At 54.2% G+C, this 18,524-nt stretch carries 22 protein-coding genes; 13 read left to right on the forward strand and 9 right to left on the reverse strand.

Annotated features, from left to right (window positions below; all coding sequences use genetic code 11):
- Positions 1 to 23 precede the first annotated feature (23 nt).
- The 4 genes from QBD29_RS12875 to QBD29_RS12890 all read left to right on the forward strand — a co-directional run bounded on the left by QBD29_RS12875 (position 24) and on the right by QBD29_RS12890 (position 3,966).
- The gene (locus tag QBD29_RS12875; protein WP_280100968.1) at positions 24 to 797 is read left to right on the forward strand and encodes an alpha/beta hydrolase; all 774 of its coding nucleotides are present in this window, start codon (positions 24 to 26) and stop codon (positions 795 to 797) included.
- Complete coding sequence (locus QBD29_RS12880; protein WP_280098496.1) at positions 794 to 1,549, forward strand: 4Fe-4S dicluster domain-containing protein; 756 nt, start codon at positions 794 to 796, stop codon at positions 1,547 to 1,549. The genes QBD29_RS12875 and QBD29_RS12880 overlap by 4 nt, the downstream gene beginning before the upstream one ends.
- Positions 1,549 to 2,430 (forward strand): DmsC/YnfH family molybdoenzyme membrane anchor subunit, encoded by an 882-nt coding sequence (locus QBD29_RS12885; protein ID WP_280098497.1) that lies wholly within the window; start codon positions 1,549 to 1,551, stop codon positions 2,428 to 2,430. Before QBD29_RS12880 ends, QBD29_RS12885 begins: the two co-directional genes overlap by 1 nt.
- Positions 2,431 to 3,174: 744 nt before the next feature.
- Complete coding sequence (locus QBD29_RS12890; protein WP_280098498.1) at positions 3,175 to 3,966, forward strand: LytTR family DNA-binding domain-containing protein; 792 nt, start codon at positions 3,175 to 3,177, stop codon at positions 3,964 to 3,966.
- On the opposite strand, the gene QBD29_RS12895 is transcribed toward QBD29_RS12890, so the two are convergent.
- Complete coding sequence (locus tag QBD29_RS12895; protein ID WP_280098499.1) at positions 3,967 to 4,869, reverse strand: DMT family transporter; 903 nt, start codon at positions 4,867 to 4,869, stop codon at positions 3,967 to 3,969. It abuts the gene before it with no gap.
- Between the two features lie 122 nt (positions 4,870 to 4,991).
- Complete coding sequence (locus QBD29_RS12900) at positions 4,992 to 5,264, reverse strand: accessory factor UbiK family protein (RefSeq protein ID WP_280098500.1); 273 nt, start codon at positions 5,262 to 5,264, stop codon at positions 4,992 to 4,994.
- A gap of 114 nt (positions 5,265 to 5,378) precedes the next feature.
- On the opposite strand from QBD29_RS12900, the gene lgt reads away from it, so the two are divergent.
- From lgt to pgeF, 3 genes are read left to right on the forward strand one after another with little or no spacing between them, the layout of a single operon-like run.
- Positions 5,379 to 6,284, forward strand: a complete 906-nt coding sequence (lgt, locus tag QBD29_RS12905; RefSeq protein ID WP_280098501.1) for a prolipoprotein diacylglyceryl transferase — start codon at positions 5,379 to 5,381, stop codon at positions 6,282 to 6,284.
- A complete protein-coding gene (locus tag QBD29_RS12910; RefSeq protein WP_280098502.1) occupies positions 6,281 to 7,333 on the forward strand; it encodes an SAM-dependent methyltransferase in 1,053 nt (350 codons plus the stop codon). The genes lgt and QBD29_RS12910 overlap by 4 nt, the downstream gene beginning before the upstream one ends.
- A complete protein-coding gene (gene pgeF, locus QBD29_RS12915) occupies positions 7,323 to 8,078 on the forward strand; it encodes a peptidoglycan editing factor PgeF (RefSeq protein ID WP_280098503.1) in 756 nt (251 codons plus the stop codon). The genes QBD29_RS12910 and pgeF overlap by 11 nt, the downstream gene beginning before the upstream one ends.
- A 418-nt stretch (positions 8,079 to 8,496) precedes the next feature.
- Here pgeF and QBD29_RS12920 read toward each other — a convergent pair whose 3' ends face one another.
- The gene (locus QBD29_RS12920; protein ID WP_280098504.1) at positions 8,497 to 8,994 is read right to left on the reverse strand and encodes an Lrp/AsnC family transcriptional regulator; all 498 of its coding nucleotides are present in this window, start codon (positions 8,992 to 8,994) and stop codon (positions 8,497 to 8,499) included.
- A 220-nt stretch (positions 8,995 to 9,214) separates the two neighbouring features.
- Here QBD29_RS12920 and trxB point away from each other — a divergent pair, with 220 nt between their 5' ends.
- From trxB to QBD29_RS12935, 3 genes are all read left to right on the forward strand, one after another.
- Complete coding sequence (trxB, locus tag QBD29_RS12925; RefSeq protein WP_280098505.1) at positions 9,215 to 10,156, forward strand: thioredoxin-disulfide reductase; 942 nt, start codon at positions 9,215 to 9,217, stop codon at positions 10,154 to 10,156.
- A 204-nt stretch (positions 10,157 to 10,360) separates the two neighbouring features.
- A complete protein-coding gene (locus QBD29_RS12930) occupies positions 10,361 to 12,430 on the forward strand; it encodes a bifunctional sulfate adenylyltransferase/adenylylsulfate kinase (RefSeq protein WP_280098506.1) in 2,070 nt (689 codons plus the stop codon).
- A 148-nt stretch (positions 12,431 to 12,578) separates the two neighbouring features.
- Positions 12,579 to 12,866 carry a hypothetical protein gene (locus QBD29_RS12935; protein WP_280098507.1) on the forward strand — a complete coding sequence of 96 codons (288 nt, stop codon included), beginning with the start codon at positions 12,579 to 12,581 and terminating at the stop codon, positions 12,864 to 12,866.
- On the opposite strand, the gene QBD29_RS12940 is transcribed toward QBD29_RS12935, so the two are convergent.
- Genes QBD29_RS12940 through QBD29_RS12950 form a run of 3 tightly spaced genes read right to left on the reverse strand, consistent with a single transcriptional unit; the run spans position 12,863 to position 14,412 of the window.
- On the reverse strand, positions 12,863 to 13,759 hold the full coding sequence (locus QBD29_RS12940) for a PhzF family phenazine biosynthesis protein (protein ID WP_280100969.1): 897 nt from the start codon (positions 13,757 to 13,759) through the stop codon (positions 12,863 to 12,865). The two genes, QBD29_RS12935 and QBD29_RS12940, sit on opposite strands and share 4 nt — an antisense overlap.
- Positions 13,759 to 13,986, reverse strand: coding sequence for a DUF1150 family protein (locus QBD29_RS12945; protein WP_280098508.1), 228 nt, complete (start codon positions 13,984 to 13,986; stop codon positions 13,759 to 13,761). Before QBD29_RS12945 ends, QBD29_RS12940 begins: the two co-directional genes overlap by 1 nt.
- Positions 13,987 to 14,001: 15 nt before the next feature.
- Positions 14,002 to 14,412 (reverse strand): Hsp20 family protein, encoded by a 411-nt coding sequence (locus QBD29_RS12950; protein ID WP_280098509.1) that lies wholly within the window; start codon positions 14,410 to 14,412, stop codon positions 14,002 to 14,004.
- 176 nt (positions 14,413 to 14,588) lie between these two features.
- Here QBD29_RS12950 and QBD29_RS12955 point away from each other — a divergent pair, with 176 nt between their 5' ends.
- From QBD29_RS12955 to QBD29_RS12965, 3 genes are read left to right on the forward strand one after another with little or no spacing between them, the layout of a single operon-like run.
- Positions 14,589 to 14,807 carry a DUF465 domain-containing protein gene (locus QBD29_RS12955; protein ID WP_280098510.1) on the forward strand — a complete coding sequence of 73 codons (219 nt, stop codon included), beginning with the start codon at positions 14,589 to 14,591 and terminating at the stop codon, positions 14,805 to 14,807.
- A gap of 51 nt (positions 14,808 to 14,858) precedes the next feature.
- The gene (purE, locus tag QBD29_RS12960; RefSeq protein ID WP_280098511.1) at positions 14,859 to 15,347 is read left to right on the forward strand and encodes a 5-(carboxyamino)imidazole ribonucleotide mutase; all 489 of its coding nucleotides are present in this window, start codon (positions 14,859 to 14,861) and stop codon (positions 15,345 to 15,347) included.
- The gene (locus tag QBD29_RS12965) at positions 15,340 to 16,413 is read left to right on the forward strand and encodes a 5-(carboxyamino)imidazole ribonucleotide synthase (protein ID WP_280098512.1); all 1,074 of its coding nucleotides are present in this window, start codon (positions 15,340 to 15,342) and stop codon (positions 16,411 to 16,413) included. Before purE ends, QBD29_RS12965 begins: the two co-directional genes overlap by 8 nt.
- On the opposite strand, the gene QBD29_RS12970 is transcribed toward QBD29_RS12965, so the two are convergent.
- From QBD29_RS12970 to QBD29_RS12980, 3 genes are all read right to left on the reverse strand, one after another.
- The gene (locus QBD29_RS12970; protein WP_280098513.1) at positions 16,397 to 17,077 is read right to left on the reverse strand and encodes an alpha/beta fold hydrolase; all 681 of its coding nucleotides are present in this window, start codon (positions 17,075 to 17,077) and stop codon (positions 16,397 to 16,399) included. The genes QBD29_RS12965 and QBD29_RS12970 overlap by 17 nt on opposite strands.
- A gap of 85 nt (positions 17,078 to 17,162) precedes the next feature.
- Positions 17,163 to 17,999: a DMT family transporter gene (locus QBD29_RS12975; protein ID WP_280098514.1), complete on the reverse strand. Its 837-nt coding sequence runs from the start codon at positions 17,997 to 17,999 to the stop codon at positions 17,163 to 17,165.
- An 87-nt stretch (positions 18,000 to 18,086) separates the two neighbouring features.
- Positions 18,087 to 18,464 carry a hypothetical protein gene (locus QBD29_RS12980; protein ID WP_280098515.1) on the reverse strand — a complete coding sequence of 126 codons (378 nt, stop codon included), beginning with the start codon at positions 18,462 to 18,464 and terminating at the stop codon, positions 18,087 to 18,089.
- Between the last annotated feature and the right edge of the window lie 60 nt (positions 18,465 to 18,524).

An 18,524-nucleotide genomic window follows, 5' to 3' on the forward strand; every position in this document is an offset into this window, starting at 1 on the left:
GCCCACTCAATGCCCCCGTGATCATGTTTATCCACGGCTACTCTCAGTGTGGGCTCTCGTTTTTGCGCCAACATGCGCTGGCTGACAACTTTCGTGTGATCATTCCCGATCTACGCGGCCATGGCCAATCGGATAAGCCGCTCAACGTAGATGCCTATGACACGTCTACCTCTTGGGCACATGATGTCCGCGCCATCATCGACACGCTAACCTTGCAAAATCCAGTGCTCGTCGGGTGGTCCATGGGGGGCTGGGTGGTGAATGATTACATCCGCACCTTTGGCGATGCCGAAATCGCAGGCCTCGCACTTGTCGGTTCGTCCATTACGACGGGACGAATGCTCCCACCAGCGGCGCTTGCCGCCCGTACCAACAATCCAGATGTGGCCGCAACAGCCATGCGCGGTGATGATCTGGCTGCGAACCTCACGGCCACCGCGAAATTCGTGCAAGTGTGTTTTTCAACACCTCTGTCCGCAGACGATCTTGCGTTTATGACAGGCTTCAACATGCTCTGCCCCCCCGCCGTGCGCAACGCCTGCCGGTCTCGGAATGAAGACTACCGCCCATCCAGCGCCAACATGACAAAACCGGCGTTGATCCTTTGGGGTCAACACGAACAATTGGCCCCTGCCCCCATGGGCGAACAGGCCATGGACGCATTCCCGAACGCATCCGCGCTTATCTATGAAAATTCAGGCCATGCCCCATTCTGGGAAGAGGCCGACCGCTTTAACACCGATTTATCAGCCTTTGCCGCTCAGGCATTTAGCCAAATCCAAGGAGCCGCCGCATGACGACCCTACCACAAACCACTCAGAAAAAGCTCGGGCTCGCCATTGATCTCGACATTTGCGTGGGCTGCCATGCCTGTGTAATCAACTGTAAGGAATGGAACACCTCCAACTACGGTGCGCCCCTGTCAGATATGGACGCATACGGCGCGAACCCTGTTGGCACCTTCCTCAACCGCATCCACACATATGAGGTAAAGGCCGAAAATAAACCGGCGCAAACCGTACACTTCCCCAAATCCTGTTTGCACTGCGAAGACGCCCCTTGCGTCACCGTATGCCCCACAGGCGCGTCCTACAAACGGTCTGAAGACGGCATTGTTCTGGTGAATGAAAGCGACTGCATCGGCTGTGGTCTTTGCGCATGGGCCTGCCCGTACGGCGCACGGGAACTTGACGCCAAAGAAGGTGTCATGAAAAAATGCACCCTCTGCGTGGATCGTATTTACAACGAAAACCTGCCCGAGGAAGACCGTGAGCCTGCTTGCGTGCGCACTTGCCCTGCCAATGCACGTCATTTTGGCGATTACGCGGACCCGAACTCCAACGTGTCCATAATGTCCCGCGAACGCGGCGCGGTTCCATTGTTCGATGAACAAGGCACCAAACCCGTCAACCGCTACCTGCCGCCACGTCCAAAAGCAGACATCCACACAGACGGCGACATCGACATCCTCGCGCCGTTCCTTGACACAACACCATCGCCACAAAAAGGCCTGCTCGGCTGGCTCGACAAAGCTCTGGAGGCTCTTTAATGCATCCCGCACCATCTGTTATCGTCTTCACTGCGCTTTCTGGCCTCGGCTTTGGGCTCTTGGCCTTCCTCGGCCTTGGCATCCCTGATGTGTCTGGCACCACGGCGTTCATCTTCTTCTTTATCGCCTATGCCCTTGCGGTTGGCGGGTTGATTTCCTCCACCTTCCACCTTGGCAATCCACAGCGCGCGCTCAAAGCGTTCAGCCAATGGCGCAGCTCTTGGCTGTCGCGCGAAGGCGTCTTTGCCGTTCTTGCGCTCAGTGTTACGGGCATCTACGCCGCTGCGTTGATCTTCCTTGATACGCGCTTGCCCATCGTCGGCATGATCGGCGCCGCCTTGTCCATGGTTTCTGTGTTCTGCACCTCCATGATCTATGGCCAGCTGAAAACCGTGCCACGCTGGAACCAACCGATGACCCCTGCGCTGTTCGTTCTGTTTACCCTCGCAGGGGGTGCGCTGCTGGCCGCACAACTGAAACTGGCCGCAGTGTTCATGCTGATGCTCGGCGGCGCACAGGTGTTGCATTGGCTGGTGGGGGACAAACGCCTCGCCATCGCAGGGGGCACAATTGAAGCCGCCACAGGCCTCGGCCATCTTGGCAAAGTGCGTCTGCTCGAAAGCCCGCACAGCGGCAAAAACTATCTGCTCAAAGAAATGGCTCACGAGGTTGGCCGCAAACACGCGCAAAAACTGCGTATGATCACCATCCTGTTTGCCTCCCTGATCCCAGCGGTTCTCTTGCTCCTGACAGCCCCAAGCCACGCAATCGCGGCCATCGCAGTGATCTTGCACCTGATTGGCCTCTTTGCGGGCCGCTGGCTGTTCTTTGCAGAAGCAGAGCACGTCGTGGCGCTCTACTACGACAAACATCGCAGCTAAGCTGTTGCAAACCCGATCCAAAGCCCGCAGGTTCACGCCGCGCGGGCTTTTTCTTTGATAGACACAACTGTGAGCAAATTAACCACCAGTATGCGGCTGCCCAGCGCTCACTACAGCCCCCCAATCAGCTCTAACTCGCCACATCTAACCCATCGGTTAACCCAGACGCGTTGTCTATGACGCGTGCTGTTAGACGCGTCGTATTAGACGCGTCACAGTTTATACTCTGTTAAGAAATGACAAACGCACAGAGCAGCCCGTTGTACCCCTGCCACAACAAAAAAAACGCTCTCAGGAGGCAGATCCGAGAGCGTTTCTTTTCGTGTCAGAGCCGATCAAATCGCAGGGGACGAGACCTGCTTTTCGTCGGCTTCGCTGTCTTTCACTTCGGTTTCCTCGGAAACTTACTCGTTACTTTAACAACTGGTGCATCGCACCCTACTGACCTGGAGGTGGGCGGCTGTGCGCCCTGAAGTCGAGAATGGTTATCGCCCAACTTTCCCTTGTTTTCTAGGGCCTATGCGTGAAACGACACATATTCTTCGTGAAATGAACCAAGTTTTTGCAATGTTAAATTGGCGCTTCGTGAAACGACACACCCTCGATTCCCCTGTGCAATTCACGAAGCGTCATATGACCACCACGCCATTGCCACAGCTTCGGCACGGGGCTGACACATTTCTGCCCGATTCTCTGCTTAACTGGGTGTAACTCACGAAAAACACTACAAAACGGGTCATTTGGATGAATATCAACGTAATCTTCTCTGGTCGGGATCGAATCGTGCTTCACGCGCTGCCTGCAGTGATGTGGTTGGCCAGCTGTCTTTACACCGTTCTGATCATCCTGAACGCCCTTCCGCCTATGTTGTCGTCGAACTCGCCTGTGTCACTCAAAAACATTGCCGTCATTTTGATGTGTTTTTTGCTGATGTATCCCGTCTATCGGCTTGGCTTTATGGCAATCACCCGCAGGTTCCCTGACGCACCGATTGTAAAACGGGTCGCTGGCCTTTCGCTGATTTGCGTTGTCATTGGCGCGATCTGTCTGGTTGCCGCAATCCTTATCGCAGATATTGCCGGCAGCCCGCTCAGCAGTGCAGATACAAAATGGTATCTGCTAAACCTCCTGGTTGGCATGTTTCTGATGCCCGTCTTCTTCTTTATCATCCGCGGTGGTTCGATTGTTCATGATCAGCTCACCAATGGTGGCAATGGTCACGCCGCACGCATGATCCTGCGCAAACTCGGCCCTGATGCGGGGCAGAAACTCGTGCGCATGCAAAGCGCGGATCACTACGTAGAGGTCCACACAGAACGGGGTGCGAAACTGTTGTTGATGCGCCTCTCGGATGCCACTCAAATCCTAGAAACTTTCGATGGAGCGCAGGTGCATCGGTCCCATTGGGTGAATTATGCGGAAATCGCTGGGGTGGTGAAACGCAATCGCAAAATCTGGCTTCGTATGTCAGACGGGGCCGAAGTCCCCGTGTCACGCAGCTATCGCCCATCTTTGCGCGCCGCTGGAATGATCTGATCACTTCAAGAACAGCACCAGAACCAAGATGCTCAAAATCACCAACGCGATGCCCAACACCTCGCGTCGCGTCGTGGTTTCTTTGAAAATGAAGTAACTCGCGCAAAACGAAAAGATCAGCTCCACCTGCCCCAGCGCTTTAACATAAGCCGCGTTTTGCAGTGTGAACGCCGTAAACCAGCCAAGCGATCCAATCATCCCGGTCAGCCCCACCAAAAACGTCACACGCCAATGCCGTACCACTTTGGCGATCTCGCCCGCTTCGCGCAAACGCAACCAAACTGCCATAATCACGGATTGAAACACGGTCACGCACATAAGCGTAAACACAGATCGCATCAGAAAATGCCCATCGCCCAGCGCCAATGACGCCCCACGGTAACCAATGGCCGACACCCCAAACAGCGCCCCACTGGCGAGCCCAATCCCCGCCGCGCGATTGAAAAATCGACGCCAACCATCGCCGCCCTCTGGGGGATCAGACAGTAAGATCACGCCAACCAGCCCAATCACCACTGCCAACAGGCCATAGCCAGAAATCCCTTCGCCAAGCAGAATGGCCCCAACCAAGGCCGTTTGAATGGTCTCTGTTTTCTTAAAGGTGATGCCAACCGCAAAATTTCTCTCGGAAAACAGCGCCACCACCAACATCGTCGCCAATATCTGCGCCACACCACCCATGGCCGCAAACGTCAGAAACCGCCCATTCACTTGGGGCAATTCCCACCCATTGGCCCTAGTCAAAACGGCCAATAGCACCGCTGCCAACGGTGCGGCAAACACAAACCGCGCAAATGTTGCACCACCTGTACTCAACCCCGTGGCCTTCAGATGCTTTTGCAACATAAAGCGCAGGTTTTGGCTAAACGCGGCGGCAATCGTGATCGGGATCCAAAGTTCCATAGCCCCCACAAACCACGCCCCCCTCAAAAGGTCGAGCCATCCTGCTTAAATGTTCTTCAAATACACAAAAAAAACGCCCACTCCGAAAAGAAGGCGTTCCAATTCAGCTCTTAAAGCCGAACTTACTTCTTAGCAGTCGTCTTTTTGGCCGCTGGCTTTTTCGCTTCCAACGCATCCAACCGCGCCATCAACGCCGCATTTTCCTCGCGCGCTTTTTGCGCCATCAGACGCACCGCATCAAATTCTTCGCGGCTTACGAAATCCCGATCCGCCAGCCAGCGATCCATCCAGCTTTTCATGGCTGTTTCCGCTTCGGTCTTGGCCCCTTGTGCCACGCCCATCGCGTTGGTCATCACTTTGCTGATGTCTTCAAAGAATTTGTTCTGGGTCTGCATCAGAGCCCCCTTATCATTGCTGCGTTCCCTCGTTATATGGGAAGGAAATACCAAAATGCAAAGCCCAAAGGCGCGACCCTTCGCCCCGTTTGGCGCAGTATCGGGGCAAAATACATGATCGCGGCGCTTCCTTTTCCCAATATTGACCCCGTTTTATGGAGCGTTGATATCGGCGGCTTTACCCTCGCCATTCGTTGGTACGCACTGGCTTATATCGCTGGGTTTCTGCTGGCATGGTGGTGGGGCAACCGTGCCATTCGCAACGCACAACTTTGGGTAAACGACACTGCCCCAATGACCCTAAAACATGCCGAAGACTTCCTCACTTGGGCCATTGTCGGCGTCATCATCGGTGGTCGTTTGGGCTGGGTGTTGTTCTATTCCCAAGGCGCGTGGCTCGATGATCCCACCATGATTTACAAAGTCTGGGAAGGCGGCATGTCCTTCCACGGTGGCTTCCTCGGTGTCGTTGTTGTGGCCATTCTTTTTGCGCGAAAATACAAAATCCCCGTCCTTTCCCTCGCAGATATCCTCGCCCTTGGCGTGCCGATCGGTCTTGGCCTTGGCCGCCTTGCCAATTTCATCAATGCCGAATTGTGGGGCAAACCCACCACGGCTCCTTGGGGTGTTGTCTTTCCAAACACGCCCGACTGCCCGCTCACATGGCTCGATCCTGTCTGCGCCCGCCATCCCTCACAACTCTACGAAGCCATCTTAGAAGGCATCGTACTGTTCGCGCTTCTAGCTTACCTCGCCTATCGTCGGGGCTGGTTGAAAACACCGGGCGCATTGGCTGGCGTATTTTTCATGGGCTACGGCGCGGCGCGGTTCTTCGTTGAATTTTTCCGTCAAGGAGACGCACAATTCACCAGCGCCACCAATCCTTGGGGCCACATCCTGCGGTTGGGGCAAGAGGTAGACAGCATCGGCTTCACCATGGGCCAACTTCTCTCTCTGCCAATGATCGCCGTCGGCCTGCTGTTGCTGATATACGCCCGCCGCACATCATCCACCACATGACAGAACTTACCGATATCCTGCTGCGCCAGATCGCGCGACTTGGCCCTCTGACTGTGTCGGAATTTATGGCCCAAGCGCTTTATCATCCCCAGCACGGCTATTACACCAACGCCAACCCCCTTGGCGCAAAGGGCGATTTCACCACCGCCCCTGAAATAAGCCAGATGTTTGGTGAACTCGTTGGCCTGTCCCTTGCGCAGGCTTGGCTCGATCAAGGGGCGCCGTCCCCCTTTTGCCTTGCCGAACTCGGTCCAGGCTCAGGCCAATTAATGTCCGATGTGCTGCGCGCAACAAAATCCGTGCCAAATTTCCACACCGCTATGCGATTGCATCTGTGCGAAGTGAACCCAAACCTCAAAACAGAACAGGCCGCCCGCCTGCCCGATCCGACATGGGTCACGGACACAACCGCGCTGCCCGATCTACCACTGTTCCTGATCGCCAACGAATTTTTCGATTGCCTGCCCATCAATCAATATGTCGCCCGCGAAGACGGCTGGGATGAACACGTGATTGGCGAAAAAGACGGCGCACTTACATTCGCGCGCCGCCCTGCAGGGGCCGTTGAAACCGAACTTCCAGATGCCCCAACTGGCACAATCCTCGAACTCTCCCCTGCGTCAAACGCCATCGCCCAAGACATCGCCGCCATCATTGCCAAAAACGGCGGCTGCGCCCTGATCTTTGATTATGGCGGCACAGGGGGCGGTGACACGCTGCAAGCCTTACAAGACCACACCAAAGTGGACCCGCTTCACGCCATTGGCCAATCTGACCTCACCGCTCACGTCAATTTCGCCGCTTTGTCTAATGCCATCGCAAACGTCCAAACCATAGGGCCAGAACCCCAAGGCGCATTTCTCGAACGGCTCGGCATCACCCCCCGCGCCCAACAACTTGCCGCCAACCTGTCAGGGGACGCGCTTGAAAACCACATCACTGCACACCGCCGCTTGACCCACCCCGATGAAATGGGTCAACTTTTCAAAGCATTCGCAATTCTGCCCCAAGGCGCCCCAATCCCTGCAGGTTTTCCCAATGACCCTTGATGTAATCACCTCCACCGCGCTCACGCCTAAACACGGCTTCTTCTGTCGCGCTGGCGGGATATCTACGGGCATTTATCGGGGATTGAACACTGGACTTGGCTCAAACGACGATCCGAAAAACGTGCTGCACAATCGGGCGCTGGTGGCTCACCACCTTGGTGTGCGCCCAGAAAATCTGGGCGGCGTTCATCAAATCCATTCGCCCACTGTTCACATCGCAACACCCAAAACCATCGCAGATCGCCCAAAGGCAGATGCGCTTGTCACCAACCACACGAGCCTTGCCCTTGGGGTTCTTGCCGCAGATTGCGCCCCGATCCTGTTTGCCGATGCCGATGCTGGCGTCATTGGTGCGGCCCACTCTGGCTGGAAGGGGGCTGTTGGCGGGGTCATACAATCCACCATCGCCGAAATGACCAAACTCGGTGCCAGCCGCGCGTCTATTTCTGCCGTTGTCGGCCCCTGCATTTCACAGGCCAACTACGAAGTCGGACCCGAGTTTTTAGAACAATTCATCGACGAAGACCCCGAATTTTCACGGTTTTTCACCAATGGCACAGGGGATCGTTATCTCTTTGATCTGCCCAGCTTTTGCCTGCACCAACTGCGCAGCGAAGACATTGCCCACGCCGAATGGGTTGGCCATTGCACCTATGCCGACGACTCTCGCTTTTTTTCCTACCGCCGCACCACGCACCGCAAGGAATCAGATTACGGCCGCATGATGTCAGCCATCGTATTGTAGCGGAATCAGAAACAATGTGACGAGTCTTGGGCTTATTCTGCCCCAATCCATCGGCTCCCGCGCAGACTTCACAGCGACAACACCCTTATTTCCAACGCTAAACACAGCTTTGCGACATCCGTCACAATTTGGTTCAAGGTTTTCGCGTCTTTCACAAACTTACCTTTTTCCAGCGCATTTTGCGGCGCAATCGACCCGTAAAACTGTCCTTAACGAAATGACAACTACGCAAAGGGTCAAAACAATGAAAAGCAAACGTTGGATGAAATGGGTTCTGAAAGAAGCAGCTGACATGTCCAAGGACAAGCGCTAATCCCTAATTTTTTGCAGGCCCAAGTTCCCAAGACTGTCCCTGCCACAGAAAAACCCCGCGCCATCAGCGCGGGGTTTTTCTGTTTCTATGTCTGTTCAGTAGCGATCAATCGTCGCCAGCGCGCTCTTCTAATACGCTAAACGGAACGCCCGGCGCATCCTTCGCCCCGCGAATAACCAGCGATGTTTTCACACTCGCCACGTTGTCCGCCGCCGTCAGATCATTGGTCAAAAACGTCTGGAAACTGGTCAGATCAGGTGCAACACACTTCAGAATGAAATCAATCTCGCCGTTCAGCATATGGCATTCGCGTACCAGTGGCCAATCACGGCAACGATCCTCAAACGCGCTCAAGTCCACTTCGGCCTGCCGTTCCAGTGCCACCATCGCAAAAACCTGCACCTCAAAACCCAATTCACGTGCATCCACATCCGCATGATACCCGCGAATAAATCCACTTTCTTCCAGCGTACGCACACGGCGCAAACAGGGCGGCGCAGAAATCCCCACGCGTTTGGCCAACTCCACATTGGTCATCCGTCCATCCGCTTGCAGTTCAGCCAGAATCTTACGATCAATTGGATCGAGCTTAATAGTCGGCATAGGCCCTCCGGTTCAAAGCCACGCAAACACATCGCTTGGCTACAGTCGCGGCAAATTACGCAAATGATCAGGTTTGCGCAATAATATTTCGCATCTGCGCAACATTATTTCACCACCCCCCTATTTGCTTTCAAAATGACGTGAAAATCCCTCTCTTTCCCTCCTGTCAAAGCCCACGTATACAGGCCCAAACAAGTCTTGCTGCCAAGGAAACACACCCATGTCCGATACCCGCCACACCCGCCTTTTGATCATCGGTTCCGGCCCTGCGGGCTACACCGCTGGCGTTTACGGTTCACGCGCAATGCTGAACCCGATCCTTGTTCAAGGCATTGAACCTGGTGGTCAATTGACCACCACTACCGAAGTGGAAAACTGGCCCGGCGATACCGAAGTTCAGGGCCCTGATCTGATGATCCGCATGGAAGCCCACGCCAAAGCGATGGGGACCGAAATCATCGGCGACATCATCACCAACCTCGATCTATCCAAACGCCCTTTCACCGCAACAGGGGACAGCGGCACAATCTACACAGCAGACGCCGTGATCCTTGCAACAGGTGCCCGCGCCAAATGGCTCGGCCTTGAATCCGAAGAAAAGTTCAAAGGCTTTGGCGTATCCGCTTGCGCCACTTGCGATGGGTTCTTCTATCGCGGCCAAGAAATTGTTGTGATCGGCGGCGGCAACACCGCCGTGGAAGAGGCCCTGTTCCTCACCAACTTTGCGTCCAAAGTAACCCTCATCCACCGTCGCGATGAATTGCGCTCTGAAAAAATTCTTCAAGACCGCTTGATGAAGAACGACAAAATCGAACCGCTGTGGTTCCATGAGCTCGAAGAAGTTATCGGCACCGAAGACCCGCTCGGCGTTGAAAGCGTGCGCGTCAAACACACCAAAACAGGCGAGATTACCGAAATCCCCTGCAAAGGTGTGTTCGTGGCCATTGGTCATGCCCCTGCAAACGAACTGGTCATTGATACGCTTGAAACACATATGGGCGGCTACGTTGTGACCAAACCTGACAGCACAGAGACCTCTATTCCTGGCGTGTTCGCTGCGGGTGATTTGACCGATCACAAATATCGCCAAGCCGTCACCTCTGCGGGCATGGGTTGTATGGCCGCCCTCGAAGCAGAGCGTTTTCTGGCCGAAGACGACTAACACAACAAGCGCGCTCCAGCGCGCACATATCTGAAAAAACAAACGTTCTCATGGCCCTAACCCCGCCATGAGGGCGTTTTTTTATGCGTTGCAGCAAAGCCACGATGCAAAAAATCGAAAAGACAACGTAGTTTTGTCTTTGTTGCGACACAGTTCTGTACTATGCGTTCACGCGTGAACACACTTTGATTCGCGAGTAACGTAGTGCAAAATGCAAAAACCAGATTAGACGACGAAGACCAGCTCTTCCGTCTTTTACGCCAGCTTGATTTGGCGTCCGATGCCTCGCAGCGCGCCCTTGCCGCTGCGATTGGGGTATCGCTTGGTCGTTTGAATGCTCTGCTGAAATCCGCAATCGACGCGCGTCTTGTCACCACCAGCGACCGTGCTGGCCCTGACAAACGCCAACGGTTTTCCTACTCCCTCACAGTTCGGGGTGCGGCGGAAAAAGTACGGCTCACAGACAGATTTCTGGCGCGTAAATTCGAAGAGTACGATGCTTTGCACGCCGAATTAACAGGAACCACCAGCGGAATGGTTCCGCTTAAACATAGGACCACTACGATGGAAAATAATCTTGCCCCAATTTCAGAGCTTTTTGTCAGCTATGATAGCGCTCAGAAACTCAAAGTCGAAGCAGCAGACCTCACCAGCCACGATCTGACACCCCGTCAGATTTGCGACCTGGAATTGTTGATGAACGGCGGCTTCAACCCGCTCAAAGGCTTTTTGACCGAAGAAGACTACAACAGCGTTGTCGACACGATGCGCCTGACTGATGGCTCTTTGTGGCCAATGCCAATCACACTTGATGTGTCCGAAGACTTTGCAAACTCCATCGAAATTGGCCAAGACATCGCCCTGCGCGACCAAGAAGGCGTTATTCTGGGCACGATGACAGTGACCGACCGCTGGGCACCTAACAAATCTCACGAGGCGGAAAAGGTTTTCGGCGCAGACGACATTGCCCACCCTGCCGTGAACTACCTGCACAACACCGCTGGCAAAATCTATCTCGGCGGTCCTGTCACAGGCATCCAACAGCCCGTACACTACGATTTCCGTGGTCGTCGTGACACACCAAACGAACTGCGCGCCTACTTCCGCAAAATGGGCTGGCGCAAAGTGGTTGCCTTCCAAACTCGCAACCCACTGCACCGCGCGCACCAAGAACTGACATTCCGCGCCGCGAAAGAGGCTCAGGCTAACCTGTTGATCCACCCCGTTGTGGGCATGGGTAAACCAGGCGACATCGACCACTTCACACGCGTGCGCTGTTACGAAGCGGTGCTTGATCAATACCCTGCCTCTACCACGTCCATGTCCTTGCTGAACCTTGCCATGCGTATGGCTGGCCCGCGCGAGGCTGTCTGGCACGGCTTGATCCGTAAAAACCACGGCTGCACCCACTTCATCGTAGGCCGCGACCACGCGGGTCCAGGCAGCAACTCCCAAGGCGAAGATTTCTACGGCCCATACGATGCGCAGGACCTGTTCCGCGAGCATCAAGAAGAAATGGGCATCGAAATGGTCGATTTCAAACATATGGTTTATGTGCAAGAACGCGCACAATACGAACCAGCCGACGAAATCGAAGATCGCGAAAACGTCACCATCCTAAACATTTCAGGCACAGAATTGCGTCGCCGCTTGGCCGAAGGTTTGGAAATCCCAGAATGGTTCTCTTTCCCAACCGTTGTGGCTGAATTGCGTAAAACCAAACCACCGCGGGCCAAACAGGGCTTTACTGTGTTCTTCACGGGTTTCTCTGGCTCTGGCAAATCCACAATCGCCAACGCGCTTATGGTGAAACTGATGGAAATGGGCGGTCGCCCGACCACGCTGCTCGATGGGGACTTGGTTCGTAAAAACCTGTCATCAGAGCTCGGCTTCTCGAAAGAGCACCGCGATCTGAACATTCGCCGTATCGGCTATGTGGCCTCTGAAATCACCAAAAACGGCGGCATCGCCATCTGTGCGCCCATTGCGCCTTATGCCACAACCCGCCGCGCCGTTCGCGAAGAGATCGAACAGTTTGGTGCCTTTATCGAAGTACACGTTGCAACCTCGATCGAAGAATGCGAACGCCGCGACCGCAAAGGTCTCTACAAATTGGCCCGCGAAGGTAAAATCAAGGAATTTACTGGGATTTCAGATCCCTATGACGTTCCAGAAAATCCTGAACTGCGGATCGAAACCGAAAATGCTGACGTGGACAACTGCGCGCACCAAGTGCTGTTGAAACTCGAAAGCATGGGTTTGATTGCCGCTTAAAGCAGGCAACACAAATAAACAAAAGAAAGCCCGGCAAAATGTCGGGCTTTTTTATTTGAAGACATTTCATATTTTCGACAAATTCTATCAGTAGCCTAACCATCAGTGGGCGAAGTATGCCCAAAGTAAAGAGTATCGGAGTAAACGCATGTTGCGTCTGAGTGATCGGGGCATCCCCCCGCATATGCTGCATTTGTACGAAGTGAATGCAGACACACCTTCCAAATCAATCGAACACAACGACGACGCAGTCCGCCTTCCGTCTGTTTTGCTAAAACTTGGGTCCGCGGTGGCCGCTGGGCTGAAATCCATGCAATCCAAACCGACGGATGATTTCCTGCCTGACAGTGCAAAATCTGCCCGCAACAAAAGGGACGAAAGCCAATACTTGGGTCAAACCTCTGTACGCGACACCCGCTGGACGCCGAACCGTTAAAGCCGCAGTTCGCCCTGCATCACAATTTTGGCCGAACCACCAACTGCGACTCCACTAATATCATCACGCGGGCCGATGACCCGTACATCTGCGCGACCAGGGCGTCCCAGCCAATGGCCTTGCTCTGCAACAAACTGCGGATTTTCGATCAAACCGTGATGCCATAAATACGCAGCCATACAGCCCGTGGCCGACCCTGTGAACGGATCTTCAGGCAGGCTCGGTGGTGCAAGCAGCAGACGTGAAAACACATCCCCTTGCGCCGTTTCACCGCCTAAAGTCACCAAAAACGGCTCCATCAAATCCGCCCGCGTCACACCGCTACTGGCACGAAACGCCTCCAGTTTCTGATAATCCATCTGCGCAGATCGCAGCGCCGCCTTATCTTTCAGAATGGTAATGCAAAACGGCGTACCCGTCGAAACAGACTGCGGCAATCCGATGATATCATCCCCAGATAACCCATAAATATCAGCGATTTGCACGGGATCAAACGTGGGCCCAAACACAGGTTTCGCCTGTGTCATGGTAATCACCGCATGTGCCCCCGTGGCATCCACGGTGATGGGCATCACCCCTGCCCCAATCTCCAACGTGAAACTGGCCTTGCCGTTTTCCAAAGAAACCAGCCCCCGTTCCAACAATGACGCGACCGTCGCAACGGTCGGATGTCCTGCCATCGGGATTTCTTTGTCGGCCAGATAATATCGCACACCAAAATCCGCGATTTCACTGCCAATCAGATACGCACATTCCGCAAGCGACGTTTCTCGCACCAGCGCAAGACGGTCTTCAACGGAGATATTGGCTGCATCATGCACCACAACGCATCCGTTGCCGCCAAAGGTTTGTGTCGTAAACGCATCCACCCAATCAAACGGGTAGGACACCATCAATGCACACTCACAGGGGCAAACTCGTTGGTCCGCGCAATCGCAAACGCCACAGCGCGATCCTTGGCCAATGCCAACTGTTCTCCATCCTCGGAATGAATGGCATACACCTGCCCTGTGTCGGACACTTGCGCGCGCACATCTTCGGGCAATTCAGATACATCTACGGCGCGGACATACACAACCCGATCCAAATTTTCGTGGTCGAAATTAAACTTCACATTCATGTCGTCTGCTCCTTATTACTTTGAAATTTCAATGGTTTGCACAACCGTTTCTGGCATCGCTCGGCGCAAATCCACATGCAGCAATCCATTTTCCATGGATGCACCCGCGACTTCTACGCCATCGGCCAAAACAAACGAGCGTTGGAACTGCCGCGCCGCGATACCACGATGCAGGAACATTCGCCCTTCGCTGTCGTCCACTTGACGGCCACGGATCACCAACTGCGCATTTTCCAGCGTGATCGACAGGTCTTCTTCACGAAACCCTGCAACCGCCAGCGTAATGCGATAGGTGTTCTCCGCACTTTGCTCAATATTGTAAGGAGGATAGCCCTCATTTCCCGACTTTGCGGTGCGTTCGACCAAACGATCCAACTGTTCAAACCCCAATAAAAACGGATGAGAGGCAAAAGATATCTTTGTCATTGTTAAGCCCTTTTTAGGTAAGCGACTTCGTTGTTAGGCCCCAACTCTGGCGACCCTGCTAAGAATATGGGGGCTTATGGGCAGATTCTCAAGAACTTATTGATCAACCCACTGTTATCTGGGCAGGATTTCTAGTATGTTTGGCCCATGACAGGCTTACATTCAAACGCACCGCAATGACCCAGCCCCCACAAATGAACCACCGCGAAATCCTGCGCGTAACTTTGGCCACCAAACGCCAAGAACACCGCGACTTGGACGAAGCCATTCATGCCCTGCACGACAGGGGACGGTCCGACCCGCTGACCATTCAACGTCTGAAACGCCAAAAACTCGCGTTAAAGGATGAAATCCGCCGGATCGAAGACGAAATCACACCAGATATTATTGCGTAACCTGCCCACGCGGATATAGTGCGCCCTTCTTTGAAGCATAGGTAGAATACAATGTCTCAGATCAAAGTTGGAATCGTCATGGGCAGCCAGTCCGATTGGCCCACCATGAAACACGCCGCTGATATTTTGGATGAGCTTGGCGTCCCTTACGAGGCAAAAATCGTATCCGCCCACCGCACCCCCGATCGCCTGTGGTCTTATGGTAAATCCGCCGCTGAGCGCGGTCTCCAAGTCATTATCGCAGGTGCTGGCGGCGCCGCACACCTGCCAGGCATGTTGTCGTCTAAAACCCGCGTTCCTGTGCTCGGCGTTCCTGTGCAAACCAAGGCTTTGTCTGGCGTCGACAGCCTGTATTCCATCGTGCAGATGCCCAAAGGTTATCCAGTTGGCACCATGGCCATTGGCGCGGCGGGCGCTGCAAATGCGGGTCTCATGGCTGCTGCGATCCTTGCCACTCAAGACACCGATCTCGCCACGCGCATTGATGCGTGGCGTGATGCCCTTTCCGCCTCTATTCCAGATGAGCCAAGCGATGACTAATCCCCTTGCCCCAACCGCAACCATTGGCATTCTTGGCGGCGGGCAACTGGGCCGAATGCTCTCTGTCGCCGCCTCTCGATTGGGCCTGAAAACCCACATCTTTGAACCGGGCGCAAACCCACCTGCGGGCCAAGTGGCGGATGCCGTTACAACCGCGTCTTATGAAGATCACGCCGCGCTTACCGCATTCGCCAACAGCGTCGATGTCATCACCTATGAATTTGAAAACATCCCCACAAATGCGCTCGATGTGATTGAATCAATCCGCCCTGTGATGCCCAATCGCCGCGCATTGGCCACATCCCAAGACCGCATTAGCGAAAAAGAATTCCTCACCTCGCTTGGCCTGCAAGTCGCCCCATACGCCAATGTGGAAACCGCTGCGGACCTTGCCCATGCGGTGGAAACCATCGGCACCCCATCCATCCTAAAAACCCGCCGCTTTGGCTATGATGGCAAGGGGCAGGTCCGCCTAAAGCCTGATACAGATCCAACATCTGCATGGACCGAATTGGGCGAAACACCCTCAGTTCTTGAAGGTTTCATTGATTTCAGCCACGAAGTCTCGGTCATCGGTGCGCGCTCCCAATCTGGCGAAGTTGTCTGCTTTGATCCTGGTGAAAACGTCCACCGCGATGGTATTTTGCACACAACCACCCTACCCGCGCGTCTGTCAAAATCACAGCACATGGATGCCATTCTTGCAGCTGGAAAAATTCTGAACGCGCTTGATTACGTGGGTGTCTTGGGTGTGGAGTTTTTCGTCACCCCTCAAGGATTGCTGATCAACGAAATCGCTCCACGAGTTCACAATTCGGGCCACTGGACTCAAAATGGCTGCGTCATCGACCAGTTCGAACAGCACATTCGCGCCGTGGCGGGCTGGCCTCTGGGGGATGGCAAACGGCACTCCAACATCACCATGACCAACTTGATTGGCGATGAAGTGAACGACGTGGCAACCCTGTCCAAAGACGCCTCTGTCGGCTTGCACCTTTATGGCAAGGCCGAAGCCAAAGCGGGCCGCAAAATGGGCCATGTGAACAAAATCACGGGTCCCGCTTAAACGCACCTGTTTTCAAAAACGTCGTTACCTGCTCAATCACATTGGGATTGTTCATCATAAACGTATGGGTCACTGGCATCACAATATGATCCGCCATACCCTCAACTTTGGTGCTTTCTACCCCAACTTTGCCATCATCTGGCCCGTCGATCAGTGATGACAGCAACGGGTTGAGCGATTGCTCTCCCGCTATAATACCCACTTCAAAATTCACAGGGCCCAATTGGTTCGGCAGGCTGTCTTCTCCGGTGCCCAATTGCATCCCTGCAATACCATTCCAAAATTCAAAACCAGGCAAATCATTCAATTCATCAATCACGGGCGTCCCGTGGTTGGGCGGGCCCATCATCACACTGCGCCCCAGTCGCGCAGGTGGTTTTTCCACACGGTCCATATAATACCGCAACAGAATCCCCCCCATGGAATGAGTCACAAAATGCACCGTTTCCGCTTCACGACAGGTATATAACGCTTCTGGAATGGCGCGGTCCGCCAAATCCTCAATCGTGGCTTCCTTACTGGGATAATCAACGTTTACAACGTCATAGCCTGCCCGTTTCAGGCTCCACTCCATCACCAAAAGCGAATTGGCACTGCGTGCTAACCCGTGCAGCAGCACCACACATTCACCCGCACGCGCTGTCGATGGTATGAATGTGGTCATGGCAAATATCCAAATCGTAAAAAAGCCAGCTCTCATGATCCGAGGATAAACGAAACTGGCTCGACCTTGTCAACTCACCGCTCGGTTACCCGCGATTTGCTGCCCAAACCGAAATCCCAATACCCCCGAGCACCATTACCGACGCCATAACAAAGGTCATCGTCACAGGCTCAGACAACACCACAAACCCACCGAGCGCCGCAATAATGGGCACAGTCAGTTGCGCCACGGCGGCGGTTGCGGTCTGCAATTGGGTCAAAACCTGATACCACAACGCATACCCCAGCGCCGACGTCACCGCACCAGACACAATCGCCAACGCCGCTCCAATCGGTCCAATCGCATTGTCTGTCAGAACCAACCAAGCCACCAAAACCACAGGCAAAGCAGCGGAAAAATTGGCACATGTGGCCACCAGCGGATCACGTGCCTTGGCTCCTTGCAGCGAATAAACACCCCAGCCCAGCGCCGCGATGGCCATGACACCCATGCCAATTGGGTTGGGCGCCACATCGCTCGGCGCCAGCAAATACACCAACCCAGCAAAGGCAATCCCCGCGCCAACCCATTGTCCCGCCAGAGGCTTTTTGCCAAACAATACCGCCCCAAAAAACATGGTAATCTGCACGCCACCAAACAGGATCAACGCCCCCAACCCCGTGTCCAAACTGTTATAAGCAAAGGAAAATCCCAACATATACGCCAGCAGTCCAAGGGTTGCCGATGGATCAAACGCACCTCGAATTTTCCCCGCATCGCGCCGCATCACAACCAGAAGCAGCAACACAACAACACCCGCTGTCACCCGCAAGGCTGCAAAACTCAGCGCATCAATATCGCCCCCTTCCAACGCCGTACGGTTCAGCACGGAATTGGCCGCAAAGGCAACCATGGTCAGGGCAGTTAACAAAAGCAGTCGCATACGCCTTTGAAACAGGGAAAGCCGCGCGGCACAACGCTGAAACCGCTCTGCTGCCGCGATCCCGCACGATCTGAGTTCACAAATTCGCTACTTCAAGATATCCACATTCGGGTAATTCCCACCACAATACCGACAACAACTGGTGCAACTCCCCTGCCCGTATTCGCCGATGCCCCAGCTTTTGGTGCGATCCCCGTTAAAGCCGCCAAAACAGATGTTCTCACCTGGCTTACAAATCAACGCCTGAGTGTGGTTCAGATTGTCATCAAACGGATAGGTCAGACCATTACCAGGCCATTCCACTTCGCGATCTTGGCTGAAAAAGCGGATATAAATGACATGTTCATGCTCATTGCGCAGTGTCCAATTCAACTGCGTCTCTTCCTCTTGCGCCTCAATGGGCAACGCCATGAGCAAAAGACAGAACACCAAGAATGCAAACACCAAACGAATTTTCGAAATCATCACAGTCTTAACTTTCAATCAGGAACATACCGCCGCTTGTGTTGACCACTTAACCGCCCA

Origin of the sequence: Amylibacter sp. IMCC11727, from assembly GCF_029854195.1 — a bacterium.
GTDB lineage: Bacteria > Pseudomonadota > Alphaproteobacteria > Rhodobacterales > Rhodobacteraceae > Amylibacter.